Genomic DNA, 15821 nt, shown 5'->3' with positions numbered 1-15821 from the left:
CGACCCCGAACGAACGGAAACCCCGTGCCTCTCGTCCTCCGCCAACTCAAGCTGACCAGCAGCACCGACGAAACGAACTTCGAGGCGATCCTCGGAGGGGGGTCCGTGCTCTCGATCCCGTTCTTCCAGCGACCGTACAAGTGGCAGACCGCGCGGTGCTACCAGCTCGAGCTCGACATCCTTCGCCTCGTCGAAGGCGAAGACGACGTGCACTTCGTCGGGGCCATCATCATGCACCAGCTGCCGAGCGGCCCGGCCGAACTCGCCGTCGACGAGATCATCGACGGCCAGCAGCGGCTCACGACGGTGTACCTCTACCTCTGCGCGGCGATCCACGCGCTGGCGCTCGCCGGTGAAGCGGAGGAGGCCGCGCAGCTCTTCCGCCGGTACATCGTGACCAATGTGCCGACAGGACGGCGCTCCAATCTGCGATTGCAGCCGAGCGGTGAAGACCAGGGCGACCTGAACGTCGTGATCCGCGAGCTCACGACGATGCGCCAGCTCGAGCCCGCGCTCGTCGGCACGCACATCAACCTGCTGCCGTCCGATGAGCGGAAGCACGGCCGCGTCGAGACCAACTACAAGCGCGCCAAGCGGTTCTACCGTCTGCAGTCCGCCGAGGGCGGTTCCGACCGCATCCGTGAGATCTACACGGCACTCCTGCAGCAGCTGAGCGTCGTCGTGATCGACGTCAACGACCCGACCAACGGTCCCAAGATCTTCGACAGTCTGAACTCCCGGCAGGAGCCGATGACGATCGGCGACCTCGTGCGGAACGACGTATTCCTGCGCGTCGCGCTCGAAGACCCCGAACAGGCGATCGAGATCGACCGCGAGGCCTGGCAGCCCTTCTACTCGGCCTTCAAGACCGACTCGAAGGACTACTTCGACGCCTACTTCTTCCCGTTCGGGCTGATCCACGAGCCCAACCTCCGGAAGTCCGAGGTGTATCCGACGCTCAAGCGCGAATGGGGGCGGATGAGCCCGGTCGAGGTCATCGAATCCCTGGCCGTCTTCCAGCCCGACTTCCTCGATCTCGTGATCGGTGGCAACCGATCGGAGCACGCACCATCGACGGTGCTCCGTCTGGACCGGTTGCGCCGCGCCAACCTGCCGGCCTCCGCGCTCCCGTTCCTGATGCAGCTCTCGCACGCGATGCGCACGGGTTCGGTCGGCGTCGGTCACGGTGACGGGATCCTCGATGTGATCGATGCGTTCCTCACCCGTCGAGCCATTTGCGGGTTCGAGCCCACCGGCCTGCACGCGGTGTTCAAGCGGCTGTGGCTCGATTGCGACAACTGGTACACGCCCCAGCGCGTTGCCGCCGAGATCAAGAAGCATAAGACGGTCAGTTGGCCGACCGACGCAGAGGTCTCGGCCGCCGTGCTGCACCGCAACCTCGCAGGGGCGACGATCGTGCCCTACCTCTTCCAGGAACTCGACGCAGTCGAGGGTGGGGCGCCGGGTACGGTCGCGTTCGTCGAACGCGTGCTTCCGGAGAAGCCCGACGACGCCTGGGCAGATTTCCCCGAGGACCAGGTCGCGACATCGAGGGACGTGCTCGCCAATCTCGTGCCGCTCAGCACGGCTCCGCCGCAGCGCGCGCTCCTGGAACCGTTCGGCGAGAAGCGGCGTCGGTTCGCGGACGAGCCGGTGTTCGGGTCGACTCTCTCCCTCGCAGCCGAAGTTGAACGGTGGGATGCCGCGGCCATCTCGGAGCGTGGTCGCGTCCTCGAAGCGCGGGTCCTGGACCGCTGGCCCGACGCGATCGGCTGACCGTGGCGGGAGCGAGCCGAGGGATCGAAGTAGGCTTCCGGCGCGACCGATCAGCATTGAGCGAGCTCATCGAGTTCGCGCGCCGTCGCTCCGGCGACCGTTTCGCCGAGCATCTCATCGGGATGAATGCCGAGTTCCTGGTCGAGGAAGGTCTGCCGTTCCGGTTGATTTCTCGGATCGTCACTCCATCGGTCTCCATGGAGCGAGTCGTCGCGCATCTCCTCCGAACCGCGGGACGTGACGAGGCAGACGTCCGGCTCAGGGCTCCTTGGTTCTACGGGGCGCGAAGAGAGTGACTCCGGCCGATCAGCATCGACGGTCCCGTCAACCGACGAGGCGGGCCGTGAGGCGGACGCCGACAATCCCCATTCGCGGCGACGTCCGCCGGATGCCCGACGTATTCGATGTGCGGGAGCACAGGAGCGGCGAGCTGTCGGGGAGAGTCCACCGCTTGCTCACGACGGAGCTGAGTCGTGCCTAGCGGTGTAGCGCGCGGTCTCGCCCTTGGGGAATTCCTGGCCGCGCCGCCCCCGTTAGGGGGCGTTGCCCCGTCCCGGTGGCGCCGATACCTTCACTTACGCCAGTTGGTTGCAGATGTTGCACATGCTGCAGATGCTGCAGATGCACGCCACGTACTTCCCTTGGACCCGATGATGCCCGAAATTCTCCCGGATGACATCCAGGCGCTGCGCGACGCCTTGGAGAACTCGCCCGACGATGTGACGGTCACACTGTCGCTCTCTCGAAAGAGCGCGGAGAAAGTACTTGAGCTGCTTGAGGCGGAGCATTCGACCGGGGCGGTCGTCGTGCCCCTGAAGGACCTCTTCACGACCACGGAGGCGGCGATCATGCTTGGCATGTCTCGGCCCTCCCTCATGAAACTCATCGAATCGGGGACCGTCGAGCATGTGCGCGTTGGCAGCCACCATCGCATCCCGATGCGCGCGATCGTCAGGTACCAACGACAACGTCGTCTGGATCACGAGGAGACCGCGGCAGCGGTCGAGGAGTTCCGCAGCAACATTGTTTTTGGAGGCAATGAGTGAGTTCAGATGTCCAGTTGCTCGATCCCGTCGAGTTCCTCAAGCCCGAGCGGCGGCTCTTCATCGACACGAACATCTTCATGGACACGCACCCGCATCGGGTGGGGGGCCTGAAGCGATTGTTCGAACGGGGCAAGCGCGCGATCCTCACACATGGCAACCCAATCGTCGTGCCGACGAAGGTGGTGGCTGAACTCACCAAGCAGAGTCAAATCGACCCGTCGGGCGAGAGCCCGGATCGAGCCGAGGCGATCAAGAAGGCCGGCACTGCGCTCACGTTCCTCGAGAGCGCGAGCACGGTAGGTCTCGTGCGGAAGGATCTCGGCGACGATACCAACCCATACGCAGACGACCTCTTCCTGCTGCTGTTCCAGCGCTTCGCAGGCACCTACGACATGTGCCTCCTCACCCATGACATCACGGTCAAGCTCAGGATCCGCCTACTCGGGAAGCAGTACAAGAAACGCCTCGTCGTCGGTGTGCTCACCAAAGATGGCGACCTCGAGATCGAATCAGACCAGGCGCTCTTCGAGAGAGGAGTGCGGAAGTATACCCGCCACGCGACGCACATCGCAGACGGTCACGGTAACTTCAAGGATGAGTCGGAAGTGGCGACGTTGAAGCCACTCTTGGATGACTTCCGCAGGGAGTTCGGACTGAAAGAAGCGGCCGTTCGCCTTGGCGGGCGCACGGCAGGGCCGACTGCTTCGCCCCGCATCGGAGCGCCAGTGAAGCAAGCGGCCGCCTTCGCTGCGGGTGTCGCACTCAAGCCGAGCGATACTCCACTCGCGGTCTCCTCGCTTCCGGCCCAGGGCGACCGGGTGAACTTGATGTCGGCTGATGACGTCGGTTCCATCGTGCTGGGGGCGCTTCTCGGTGAGGGCGGGGAAGGCGCGGTCTATGAGGCGGATCGCAAGACGGTCGTCAAGATCTTCGACAAGGGCCACCTCACTCGGCACCGCAAGGAGAAGATCGAGCTGCTGGTGAGCCGGCAACTCCGTGGTACGGGAATGTGTATCCCAACCGCGCTGGTGACGAACAGCCGGGGCGAATTCGTCGGCTACGCCATGCCCAAGGCGTCCGGGCGCGAGTTCCAGAGAACGATCTTCAACAAGCGCAAGTTCGCGAAGGAGTTCCCCGGCTGGAAGAAGGCAGACCTCGTCGATGTCTGCATTGCGTTCCTGGAGCAGGTTCAGTACCTGCATTCGATGAACATCGTCCTCGGAGACATCAACCCCAAGAACCTGATGGTGGATGACCGGAAGAACGTGTTCATCATCGACGCGGATTCCTGGCAGCTCGAGGGGTACCCGTGTCCCGTGGGAACTCCGATGTTCACCTCTCCGCGGATGCTGGGCAAGACCTACTCCGGAGACCTCCGCACGATGGAGGACGAGCTCTTCGCGGTAGCGACGATGCTCTTCATGATCGTCATGACTGGCCAGTTCCCGTACATCCGGACCGGCACCGATGGCGACATGGTGCAGCTGATCAAGGAAGGCAACTTCGCTTTCCAGTACGAGAATCGCAACAACAAGGACCAGCCCGACGGCGACTGGAAGTACATGTGGAGTCACATCCACAAGCCGGTCAAGGACCTGTTCTGGCACACCTTCCATCGAGAGGGGAAGCGGTATAGTCGGCGCCCGACTGCAACCGAATGGCTCGATGCCTTCCGGGCCTACAAGACCTACCTGAGCGACAAGAAATCGAACTTCGACCCGATGTCGAACGACGTCTATCCGATTCGGAACAAGGCGTTCAGACCCAACACTCCGATCCAGGACTGCCCGAACTGCCAGGGGAAGAACGCGATCGCTGGCATCTGGATCGACGAGAACGAGGCGTATTCGATTCCGCGGCTGTGCAACAAGTGCCGTGAGCAGCTGCAGGGCGACCCTCCCGTTCGTTCCCCACACAGTCGGCCCGCGGCTACGGTGATGTTCGCCTGCAAGGACTGCAAGAAGAACTTCCCCAAGACGCAACTCTCCTATGGACGTTGCCCGTCGTGCGCTACGAAGGCGATGACGCTCGATCCGAACCGACTGTGCGCGGATTGTCGGAAGCCGTTCATCAGCTACGACCACATCGCGTGGTTCTCGAGCCGCTCTCTCGACGTACCCAAGTCCCACATGGCGATCAAGCAGACCTGCAAGCTTGCGGGAACCTCTTCACAGCGTTCGGCGACAAAGCCTGCGGCGCCGCGTTCATCGACCGGAGTCACGTCCCAAACCCAGAGCGGATTCTGGGCACGCGTCAAGAAGTGGTTCGCAGGCCTCTAAACCCCCCAACCCGAAAGGAAGCCAGCATGGTTCGTCTCAGCATCGGCGCAGATGATCTCGTCGACAACCCCACGCCCCGCGTGCCCGTCTCGCTTTGCCTCGACACGAGCTCATCCATGAACGGCACCCCGATTCAGGAGCTCGTCCGCGGTGTCAACCTCTTCTACGACGCGATCGACGAGGACGAGGACGCTCACGACTCCGCCGAGATCAACATCGTGGAGTTCAACTCCAACGCAGGCTTGGTCCACGACTTCGCCAGCATCGAGCGGCTGCAGCGTGTCACGTCGCTCACCGCCAATGGAGCCACGTCGATGGGAGCCGGCGTGAATCTCGCTCTGGACACGTTGGAGGGGCGGAAGGCGACCTACTCGGCGAGCGGCGTCCTCTACTACCAGCCCTGGCTGGTGCTCATGACCGACGGCGCACCGACGGACGACATCAACGGCGCCGCGAAGCGTGTCGCCGATCTTGTCGACGCGAAGAAGCTCACGGTGTTCCCGATCGGAATCGGTCCGAACGCGGACATGCGGACTCTCGCGAAGTTCAGTCCGAACCGCCCCCCGCTTCGTCTCGACGGCCTCAAGTTCCAGGAGTTCTTCGAGTGGCTTTCGAAGTCGGTGGCGCGGGTGTCGAGGTCGACTCCCGGTGACACCGTCAAGCTCGACCTCGAAGGCCTGGCGGGCTGGGCGGAGCTCTAGGTGTTCAAGGAGTTCCATTACCAGGCTCGGGGCCATGGTCACCTGCGTGACGGAACTCCGGTCCAAGATCGGACCAAGTATCTGTCTCGGGGTGGCGTTCAGGTCCTCTGTCTCGCGGACGGCGCCGGCTCTGCGGCACGCGCAGAGCTGGGCGCCCAGGCCGTCGTCGACGAAGGGTGCGCTGCACTGGTCGAACTGTTCGACGAGTTCGCCTCCAGCGACGATGGGGTCGGCGTCAAGCTGGGACTCCTCGAACGGCTTAGGGCCAAGATCTCCGACGTCGCCAGCCGGTATGGGCTCGAGGTTCGGGATCTCGCCTCGACGTTTCTCTGTGTGGCGACTTCTGGAGACAAGTTCCTCGGCGCTCATGTCGGAGATGGAGTCGTAGGATATGTGAAGGACGGACAGCTAAAGGTCATCTCCGCGCCAGACAACAGTGAATTCGCCAATCAGACGACATTCGTGACCTCCAGCAATGCAGCGGAATCCATGCGACTCTTCCGCGGGTCTTTGACCGGGGTAAGCGGGTTCATCCTCATGAGCGACGGCACCAGCGAAAGCCTGTTCGACGCTCGCACACGACAACTCGCTGGCGCATGCACGAAACTCATCACCGCGGTCGGCACCGCGCCAGCCCGGCAGAGCAAGAACTCGGACTATCGCAAGCGACTCCGTCGAATCGTCGACGTCACAATCCGCAACGCCACCAAGGATGACTGCTCCATCGGGATCCTCGGGAGAAGTCCAGCCTCGTGAATCCCTACGCATCCCCGAAGCCGCCTCGCATGATTGCGATAGTCATGAGGAGCGCCAATGAGAAGGCCGCAGCATGAGCAGTCCTGTACAGGTTGCATCCGATCCGACGACCAGCGCGCCGGTTCTCGAGATCCTCGGAGCAGATCCTGATGACGAAGTTCGAGAGGCGGTTTCCTGGAATCCGAGCACCCCTGCCGCCGCTCTTCGCGTGCTTGCGACAGATTCTGTGCGCACGATACGTCTGCAGGTTGCCAAGAACCCGAGCACACCATCGGACAGCCTCGGCGCACTCGGGAACGACTCCGACGAAGCAATCCGCGTCGCCGCAATGGCCAACGCGAACTATCCCGTCGATGCGCTCTGGGGACACATCGAGGCGATCGATGCGGCGTCGCGCTGGGATGGATCCGATCGAGAGGCAGGTGAGCTTCTCGCCCTTGGATACGAGGGCGCTGAAGATCCGCTCGTGCTCGACGACTGGGAGTCTGACGAGGACTGGGGGTCTGACGACGACTGGGAATCGGACGACGACTGGGAGTCTGACTACGACGAGCGCTACGACGACTGGTGGGATGACGATGACGACGACTGGCTCGACTATGACGAACTCCGCGAAGCGTCGCGCTCGTCGACGACGCCCGCAGTACTGAAGCTGCTCTCCATGAGGCGGCACGCTTCCATTCGTGCCGCCGTGGCCGGCAATCGAAACACGCCTCCGGAGACGCTCGCGCTCCTCGCGACTGACTCGGCCGTCGAAGTCCGTGTCCGGGTATCGACGAATCCCAGGGTTCCGTTCGAGTCCAAGCGAAGGCTCTCCGTCGACTCGGCAGAACGGGTCCGGCGTGCGCTCGCGGTCGACCCGAGAACGCCGGTCACGTGGCTCCAGCGGATGACGGGGGACACTTCTTCCTCCGTGAGGGAAGCGGTAGCGTCGAATCCGAACACGCCTCCGTTTGCGATCGACCAACTTGCGGCGTCGCGCGAGCCAAGCGTGCGATGGGCTGCAGCCGCCGAGAAGAGCAGGCGACTGCGTCCGTTGCGTAGCTCGGCCGCAGTGCATGAGGGGCGTCGAGGGATGCTCCGACTCGGCAAGGACGAGTTGGTCTTCGAGGTCGACGGGACTCACATCCGTCTCTGGCTCGGAGGGGTTCAGGACGTGTCCACGAGGCGGACCGGGGTATTCCGATCGTCCGTGGTGGTCTCGACGGCACATCGAAGCGAGGAGTTCGTGCTCCAGAGAAGCCGCCAATGGGTGAGCGCGATCGGCCGCGCGCGCGGCGGCTTAGAGGTCGTGGACACCACAACCGATCAATCCAGGGCGGGCCGACCACGCCGCCGGTGAACCCGGGGGACGATTCGCCGCAACGGGAATCAGGGGGTGCCTGGATGCCGCGCCCGAAGGCATCCACGCTCGGCGGGCGCGGGGTGTGACGGATGGCACGGGCATCGGGTTCTTTGGCCTCGAGCCGAGGTGGACGCTGAACCACGAGGACCTCACGGCGGACGGCATCACAATCACCTCCGGCGTGAACCAGGCGGACGCGTGGCACGGCACGGCGGTGCTTGGCAAGGTCGTCGCCGTCGACAACACGATGTGCGGCTGCTCAGTAGCTCGCCGATTCGTCAGACCGCGGCGGCCGCAGGTCGATCGTCGGAACGGCCCCGCCATCGACCCCGCGCTTCGCGAGCATTTCGATCATGTCCTCCTGCCGGGGCTGGCCGAGCGTGAGGCGGTAGAGCGTGAGGGCGCCGCGGAGCCGCTCGTACTTGTCGATGTCGCGGCTGAGCGGGTACTGCGCGAGCACTCGATGGATCCGCGCTGAGCCGGGGTAGAGCCACCACGGCGAGAACTCGCCGATGTCGTTCGGGGAGGCCATCGCCGCGTCGAATGCGGCGCGCCACGCGCGCGGGTCGTCGGAGCCGAGCACGTCGGGCCAGTGCGACTCGGCCACGTTCTTGCGCACCGCGTGGCCGGCGAAGCGATTGACCCGGCCCTCGCGCTGCTCGAAGTCCACGGGATTCGAAGGCAGATTCCAGTGGATGACCGAGTGGCTCCACCAGTGGAAGTCGATGCCCTCCTGGCCCACGCTCGTCGAGGCGAGCACGAAGGGTGCGAAGGGGCTGTTGAAGGCGGCGCGCACCTCGCTCTGGCGGGCCCCGGACGAGTCATCGGCATCCGCTGCCAGCTTGCCGCCGTACCGGAGCGCGAAACGGGCCATCATCGGGACCTCGTCGCGAGTCGGGGTGTTGTCACGGGCGACGTATCGGGCGGGACGAAGCTCGATGGCCTCGACTGCACGCCGGGCGAGCGACCGGAGCCCGTCGTCATCCAGCTCGCCGCCGCCGGTCTCGCTGAGGAGCTGGTAGAGGTACTCGTCCATGACGGCCTGCAGATTGCCGTCCGCGCAGTAGTCGAGCACACTCTGCCAGTACGGGCGGTCGTCGCCGTACAGCGTGACCAGCAGCGCGATCGTCTCGGTGCGGTTGAAGAGCGAGCGGATGCCTCGGACCAGTTCGAACGCGGCGGCCCAGGTCCCCTCATCCGTGGCCTGCGGACCGGCGACACTCCGCAGCGACCGCCACACGATGCTCCCGGGGGCGTGCGCGGCGAGGCGGGCGAGGTCAGGGTGCGAGGTGACCGCGCCATCCGCTGACTCGAGCGCGACGCGCACGTGCTCCAGCAATCCGCCGATCCGACCCTCCTCGCTTCGGAGCGCGACGAGCGCCTCGGGCGAGTAGTCGCGCAGCGCCGCGGGAAGCGAACCGGGGTACGCGAAGAATGCGTCGGCGACTTGCTCGGCGGATGGTCCGTCGAGGAGACGGGCGTCGGTCTCGGCGACCAATGCGTCGGCGCTCACGCGCCCACCGTGTTCGCGTGCGGCCGCCAACGGATCGCCCAGCGCGGCGAGCGCCGGGTGGGGCCAGAACAGGGCGAGGGTCGACATCGCCGCAGCCCGACCCTCCGCGAGCCGGTACTGCAGTCGTGCACCGACCGCCTTGCGCCCGTCGGGCGTGTTCTCACGCAGCAGGGAACGATCGCCCGCCGCCAACCGATCTGCCTCGTAGCTGAGCAGCGCGGCGATCGCCGTCGGCACGCCGGTCCACGCGGAGAACAGCACCTGCTTCGTGACGTTCCCCTCGGAGAGCGGCGCGAAGATCGGGCCGGGCTCGAGGTAGGGCATGGTCGGCGGCACCCACAGCAGCTTCCACCACCCCTGGGCGACGGTCTCGTCAGCGAGCGCCCGGAGGTGCCCGTTGCCGAGGTCGAGCTCGTCGAACGCCTCGACCTGCGTTCGCTCGAGGGCCCGAGTCGACGCGAGCAGCCGACTGATGCCACCTGGGTCGCTGCCCTCGAGCGCCGTCTTGATGCGCTCCGCCGGCTTGTAGCCGTCCATGAAGCTGGCGAAGTAGGGGATCGACTTCCAGTACTCGAGGTCGATCGGCGCGTCGACCGTGCGACCCAGCGCGCGGAGCGACGCCCACTCGCGCAGGTCGGCCGTCGTGGGCGACTTCGTCGGAAGCTGTCGGACGGCAACGAGGTCGTCGCGCTCGGCGATCGGCGGGCGCTCGGAGCGCGTCATGAACGGCAGGAGGGCCTCGCGAACCCTCTTGGCAGCGGAATCCGCATCGCCACCGACGACCAGCGCCTGTCGGTACGCGGCGAGTGTTTCGGCGATGCGACCGGTGATCTCGGCGGATCCGCCGGCAAGGAAGCGGACGGTCGCGAGGAAGTCCGCGTAGTGCTCGTCGTCCGCGTCGTCGCTGTTGGTGAAGGGCTTGTAGGGCGTCGCCGACAGCAGGAGCACCTTGGCATCCGGATGCTCGAAGAGGGCGTGGGCGAGCTCGGCGGCGTCGCCCGACTCCGGGTTGAGCAGGTGACGGAACCGCTGGAACTCGTCGAGGATGACCAAGTCGGGTTCGAGCGTGTCGACGCCCGCCTTAGCTAGCGACTGCCGGAACGAGGCGATGAGCTCCTGGTTCGCATGCCACAGTTCCCCGGGGACCGAATGCTTGCGGCGAATCTCGTCGCGCAACTCGGTGAAGCGATCCAGCGTGCCGTCGCGTTGCACCATCGCGGCGAACGCCTTCACGATGCGCGGATCGGGCTCGCCGTCGAGCTCGCGCGCGAGGGGTTCGACGTACCACTTCTGGAACCGCAGCGGGTCCTTCACTGTCCCGCGGAGCAGCATCCGGGTCACCCGTCGATCCGAGGCGCTTCGGTTGACCAGGCCGTCGAGGATGATCGTGAGCAGCGCCCGCTCGGGAGCGGAGCCCTGCCGCCATCCGCCTTCGCTGAACGATGTGCCCGGGGTGAACGAGACGAGGTTGACCTTCTTGCCCGGCCCCGACGTCTTCTCCGCGAGTCGGCGGCTCTCCTTCGCGAGCATCGTGAGGCGCGTCGCCATGCCGAGATGTCGGTCGCCGGTGACGTTGAGTCGACGCAGGTTCTGGGTGGCGAGGTCGACGTTGCTGCAGACGTAGACGATGTCGATGCGATCGACATGATCGACGTCTTGGAGGTGTTCGATGGCGCGGGCGATCACGCCGCGAGCCACGATGCTCTTGCCGAGGCCGGTCTCATCCGCGACGAGGAACCGGCCGGATGCCTCGGCGGATCCGGGTCCGTACAGCCGCTCGATCACGTGGTCGACCGCGTTCCGCTGGAACCCCTTGAGGCCCGCCATCACGGCTGGCACGTCGACGGTGCTCATGCCGGTGCCTCCATCAGCTCGACGTGCGCGGCCCAGACCTGTTCCCAGAGTTCCTCGAACCCCTCGGGGAGCACAGCACGGTCGTCGGTCGAGCGCAGGTAGTCGATGATGCGGCGGGCGTCGGCCAGGCCGTGGTGCCCGTCGCCGAGCGCGCGAACCAGCGCTTCGAACACGCCGCCGGATGTCTCCCCGGCGACGGGCGTGCCGAAGAACCCGTGGCCCTCGGTGCCGGCCACCGCGCCACCCGACAGCTCGAGGAGCAGCATGAGCAAGCGGACGAAGGTCGCGCGGTCGGTCAGTTGTCGAGCGATGATCGCCTCGCGTCGCGTGGGCACATCATCGAGGAGGCGGGCGAGGAGGATGGTGCGACGCTCGCGGCCGCGCTCGTCTCGTGCGACCAGTGCGATGAACGGGGTGATGTCGGCGAGCGGGATGTCGCGGATCTGCGAGGCGGCGTTCTCGCCGCGGCCCGGGAGGTCCGGTCCGCCGAGGTCTGGCCGGGTGAGCAGATGCCAGCGCACCGAGACGTCCGCCGTGCCGTTGAGTCGACGGGCGCGGCCCGTCTCCTCTTCGTCATCGACCCAGACGCGCAGTCCGTGGGGCTCACCCGAGGTCACGCGAGCCGTGAATCGCACGCTGGCGAGCGATCGGAGCGTCGTCTCGAGGCGTCGGTCCGCCTCCTCGTCGGCGTCGGGCTCGGCGCCTCCCTCGGTGTGATACTCCTCCTTCAGGTCGCCGAGCGCGTCGAGCGTCGCCTCGACGCCGACCCGTCCCACGGGTCCGACGAGCTCGACCATGACCTCGACGTTGTGTTCCCACGCGGCAGTCGTCGCGTTGGCAGAGCCGAGGAACACGTGCGCGCCATCCTGCCGGTCGACGATGACGGCCTTGGCATGGAGGCCGACGAGGCGGTCCCCCGGGGGGACGTACGCCGCGGTCTGCTCCGTGTCCTCATCGTGCGTCTCGGGAGTCGCGGCGTCGTCGAGCACGTAGGTGGCGAGCTTGGCCTCGAATGACGTCGGCGCGAGGCGATCGAGGCTCTCAGCGCGCGAGATGACGTGACTGGTCGTGCGCACACCAGCTCGAAGCATCCGGAGTCCGTCGTCTGAGAGGAACGGGGAGATGATGAGTGCGCGCTTGCCGTGCACGTCGGGCATGGTCGATCCGCGGACCCCGAAGGCGTGGAACGCGACCTCCTTGATCGACTCCGGACGCTCCCAGGCGACGGATCGCCAGCGATCAGCCAGGTCCTCGATCCGCCCCTGTCGCTCCGAATCGAGCGGGTGCACCGCCAGCGCCGGGAGGTGGCGCAGGAGCTCCGCCATCGGCTTGTTCGTCGCCGTGGCGGCGCGCCTCGCGCCATCCGCCGCGCCGCGACCATCGAGGCGGACGACGACATCCCAGCTGCGATCTGCGGTGAGGTTCCGGCTGGCGCAGAGGAATCGGTACGAGAGCTCGTCACCCGAGCGGTACTCGAGGAACCAGACCTTCGGATGGAACAAGCCGCGCTTCGTGGTCACCGGATGCACCATCGGCTCGAGGAAGGCGACGAGGTCGGAGCGCGTGCCCATCGAGATCTCGCCCGCTTGGGCGAAGACGTCGATGCGATCGGAGGCGCGGCGGATGGCGTCGAGCACGCCGAGCGTGTCGTCCTCGGTCGCAAGCCGATGTGAGGCGAATGACAGAGGGACCGCCAGCGCCGTGGCGAGGTCGAGCGTGAACGTCGTGCCGACCGCATGCGAGAGTTCGAAGCCGGTCGGCGGCTTCAACTGCTCAGTGAGGGTTGCGCGCGTTTGCGGTTCAAGCATCGAGTGACTCCGGGGTCCGGTCGAGTCCGTCGTGGATGTCGAGCAGGATGCCGCGAACCTGCGGCCACCGGAAGACCAGCGCCCCCGACCCGGAGCTCCCACCCCACGTCGCCAGGCGCGCCCGGTTGCCGATGCGGGCCTGCGCTCCCTTGTGCTGACGCTCGCGCCGGATCATGAACGCGCGAGCCGCGTCGTCGTCGGCGATGTTCGCCGACGCTTCGCGCAGGAGGTCGAGCCATCCGCGCACGAATCGCTTGGAGTTGGGGTTGACGGGAGTCCCGCGCGCGAGATCGACGCGGGCGAGCAGCGAGTCGAGGTCCCACGCATGGATGTTGAGGAGCCCGGCGAGGTTGTCTGACCAGCGGTCGAGGCGCTCGCGGAACGCCGCGGCCGGCTCGGTGATGCGGTCGTACCCGGCGCTCTCGTACTCCTCCGCGAGGATGAGGTTGTACAGCAGCTGCGCGCCGTGCATCAGCGTCGAGAACGCTTGCGCATCGTCGCGTACCGTGCGAGCCGGGCCCTCGACCTCGAGCGCGGCAGCATCCGCCCATGGTGATGGGCTCTCCGCCGCCGGGCGGGCGACCACGAGGTGGGCGAGGAGCGACTCCGGGGCTTCCTCGAGGATCCGGTCCCGCAGCCAGGCGGCTTCGTCGTGGCGCATCGCGAAGCCGTCGGGGATCTCCTTCGGGAACCCGTTCGGTACAGGCGGAAGGGTTGTCGACCACGCGTGGAAGCGCGTGCTCCCGCCCGCATCACCCGCATCTTCCGGCCCGAGCCGGGTGCCGTCGAGTCGAACTGCATCCTCTCGCGAGAGCGACGGTTCGGCGAGGATCCGGTAGTGCCGGAGCATCGACCAGTACACCACCGACGGGAGGTTCTTCAGCGCTTCGCCCGCTTGCATCCCGAGGAGCCCGGCGTAGTCGCCCGACGCCCTGACCGCGTGGATGACGTCTCGCTCGTAGCGGTCGGCGTCGGCCACCGGATTCGGCCGTCCTGACGCCTTGCGGTAGGCCCACGGCACGAAGAGGAGATAGCGCGCGCGGGTGAGAAGCGTCGATGTTCCCGGGAAGAGCGCGTCCGCCAGGGCATCGCGGATCTGCCCCAGGCCGAGCTCGTCGCGGCTCTCGCGGTCGGCGAACAGGCGGATGATGTCCCGCATCCGGCGCTGCTCCTCGCTCGACGCGTCGAGCCACGCGATCTGGGACGGCATCAGGCTTGAACTCCTTCCAAGATCAGCGTCATCAGGGTTTCACTGCGTCGTGCACATCGACGCGCGACAGTTCGATCTTGCCGCCGGGCATCACCCAGTAGTGCAGGCGACGCGCTGACGGCGTATTGCGTTCGATCGCGCAGCGCATGGCGTGGGCGCCGTCCTCGCGCACGAGGTACGGCGAGCCACCGGCCTCCGAGGCGCGTAGGCGGTGCACCTCGCGACCGTCCATGTGCTCCGCTCGGCCGGTGAGCACATCGACGACCGCCTTCAGCGCCTTCGCGAACTTGTCGGCGTCGAGGGGCTCGAGCATGGAAGCGAACTCTGGCCCGATGGCGAAATCGGCGAGCGGGTGAGCGATCTTGTCGCAGGCGGGTATCCGGTCGACCCACGCGCAGGAGATCTCATGACGCACCCACGCCTCTGCGTCTGGGAAGTCCGCACGACGGGCCGCCGCTGTCCGACTGACCGACTGGGGCTGCGCCGATCCACGGCGAACGTAATCCCGAAGCCGGCGTGCGCCATCCGCCCGGTCCCGCCTCAGGGCGTCGGCCTCGGCACGCAGGTCCGCATTCTCGACGAGGAGTTCTCGTACGCGCCGCCGATCGAGCTCTGCAGCCGTGCGGAGACGCGACAGGGCCGAATCAGACACCCCCGCCTCGACGAGCCGCTCCTCCGCTGCGAGGCGGCGAACTCGTTCCGACTCGAGCTCGAGCTGCGTCGTTTGCAGCGCCGACCGACTGGATGGCGTCGCTTCCGGTGCAGGAACAGCCGGCTCGGGCGCCGGCGCGCCAGGGATCGGGGCGGCGCTCCGCCCCCCGTTGGAGGTCGCCGCAGCTCGGCGCAGCCCCGGTCCGGGCATGGGCCGCGGTGTCGAGGGCGGCGCGTCGGCCGGTGCAGCGACCGGTGATGCGGGGGAGCGCGGCGGCGTCGCGGCAGTCGAGGTCGGCGACTCTGACGCGAAGGTCGACGACTCGGTCGACAGAGATTCCTCCGCGTGCAGCGCCTCGAGTTGCGCCTCCACCGCCTCCGGGCCGCCGACCGTACCCGTCGGCAGCGGGCGGTCCTGGCGCAGCCACGGCGTGCCCCCGGCAACCAGCGTGAGCGGGGGCATGATCGGATCGTCATCATCGACGTCGGACAGGCGCAGGTGCAGCGCCCCTGTCGACAGGTGGATGACGCGCGCCGCGACCACCTCGCCGGCGCTGAGCAGCAGGTCGACGCGGTCGAGCGGATTCGGCGAGACATCCGTGCGGTAGACCCGCACCCGATGTGATGGATGCAGCGCCAGCTCGGCACCGTCACCGTCGACCGCGCTCACCAGTGCGAGCGTGACCGACCCGTGAGGGAATGCGCCGGCGAGCTCGGCGTCGGAGGGCCTTCCGATGTCGACGACGAGCCGATTCGTGTCCTCGTCGAGGAGGCCCGACACCCGGCATCCCTCGGTGATGAGCCAGTCGAGAGGCGTCGGGGGCGCGGTGAGTTCGGCCCAGATCGTCGACATTCCGCCGCCGTCATGCACGACGAGTGCCC

Annotated in this window: 11 protein-coding genes; 7 read left to right on the top strand and 4 right to left on the bottom strand. The window is 66.6% G+C overall.

Annotated elements, in window-relative coordinates; all coding sequences use genetic code 11:
* Window positions 1–24 precede the first annotated feature (24 nt).
* The 7 genes from ACIQH8_RS07585 to ACIQH8_RS07555 all read left to right on the top strand — a co-directional run bounded on the left by ACIQH8_RS07585 (window position 25) and on the right by ACIQH8_RS07555 (window position 7900).
* Entirely contained in the window at window positions 25–1776 is a 1752-nt protein-coding gene (locus ACIQH8_RS07585) for a DUF262 domain-containing protein (RefSeq protein ID WP_400996687.1), read from the top strand.
* Between the two features lie 56 nt (window positions 1777–1832).
* Complete coding sequence (locus tag ACIQH8_RS07580; protein WP_400996685.1) at window positions 1833–2072, top strand: DarT ssDNA thymidine ADP-ribosyltransferase family protein; 240 nt, start codon at window positions 1833–1835, stop codon at window positions 2070–2072.
* A 357-nt stretch (window positions 2073–2429) separates the two neighbouring features.
* Window positions 2430–2822, top strand: coding sequence for a helix-turn-helix domain-containing protein (locus tag ACIQH8_RS07575; protein ID WP_400996683.1), 393 nt, complete (start codon window positions 2430–2432; stop codon window positions 2820–2822).
* The gene (locus ACIQH8_RS07570; protein ID WP_400996681.1) at window positions 2819–5101 is read left to right on the top strand and encodes a hypothetical protein; all 2283 of its coding nucleotides are present in this window, start codon (window positions 2819–2821) and stop codon (window positions 5099–5101) included. Before ACIQH8_RS07575 ends, ACIQH8_RS07570 begins: the two co-directional genes overlap by 4 nt.
* Before the next feature lie 26 nt (window positions 5102–5127).
* Entirely contained in the window at window positions 5128–5802 is a 675-nt protein-coding gene (locus tag ACIQH8_RS07565) for a VWA domain-containing protein (RefSeq protein ID WP_400996679.1), read from the top strand.
* Window positions 5803–6558: a PP2C family serine/threonine-protein phosphatase gene (locus ACIQH8_RS07560; RefSeq protein ID WP_400996676.1), complete on the top strand. Its 756-nt coding sequence runs from the start codon at window positions 5803–5805 to the stop codon at window positions 6556–6558.
* Window positions 6559–6631: 73 nt separating this feature from the next.
* Window positions 6632–7900 carry a hypothetical protein gene (locus ACIQH8_RS07555; protein WP_400996673.1) on the top strand — a complete coding sequence of 423 codons (1269 nt, stop codon included), beginning with the start codon at window positions 6632–6634 and terminating at the stop codon, window positions 7898–7900.
* A gap of 262 nt (window positions 7901–8162) precedes the next feature.
* On the opposite strand, the gene ACIQH8_RS07550 is transcribed toward ACIQH8_RS07555, so the two are convergent.
* Genes ACIQH8_RS07550 through ACIQH8_RS07535 form a run of 4 tightly spaced genes read right to left on the bottom strand, consistent with a single transcriptional unit; the run spans window position 8163 to window position 15720 of the window.
* Window positions 8163–11270: a helicase-related protein gene (locus tag ACIQH8_RS07550; RefSeq protein WP_400996671.1), complete on the bottom strand. Its 3108-nt coding sequence runs from the start codon at window positions 11268–11270 to the stop codon at window positions 8163–8165.
* Window positions 11267–13078, bottom strand: coding sequence for a phospholipase D family protein (locus ACIQH8_RS07545; RefSeq protein WP_400996668.1), 1812 nt, complete (start codon window positions 13076–13078; stop codon window positions 11267–11269). The genes ACIQH8_RS07550 and ACIQH8_RS07545 overlap by 4 nt, the downstream gene beginning before the upstream one ends.
* Window positions 13071–14288, bottom strand: coding sequence for a DUF6361 family protein (locus tag ACIQH8_RS07540; RefSeq protein ID WP_400996666.1), 1218 nt, complete (start codon window positions 14286–14288; stop codon window positions 13071–13073). The genes ACIQH8_RS07545 and ACIQH8_RS07540 overlap by 8 nt, the downstream gene beginning before the upstream one ends.
* A 31-nt stretch (window positions 14289–14319) precedes the next feature.
* A complete protein-coding gene (locus ACIQH8_RS07535; protein ID WP_400996664.1) occupies window positions 14320–15720 on the bottom strand; it encodes a hypothetical protein in 1401 nt (466 codons plus the stop codon).
* Window positions 15721–15821 lie beyond the last annotated feature (101 nt).

The organism is Agromyces sp. GXQ0307 (genome assembly GCF_044769845.1).
Classification (GTDB): domain Bacteria; phylum Actinomycetota; class Actinomycetes; order Actinomycetales; family Microbacteriaceae; genus Agromyces.
The sequence above is the reverse complement of the archived record's forward strand: the minus strand, read 5'-3'. Positions and strand labels throughout refer to the sequence as shown.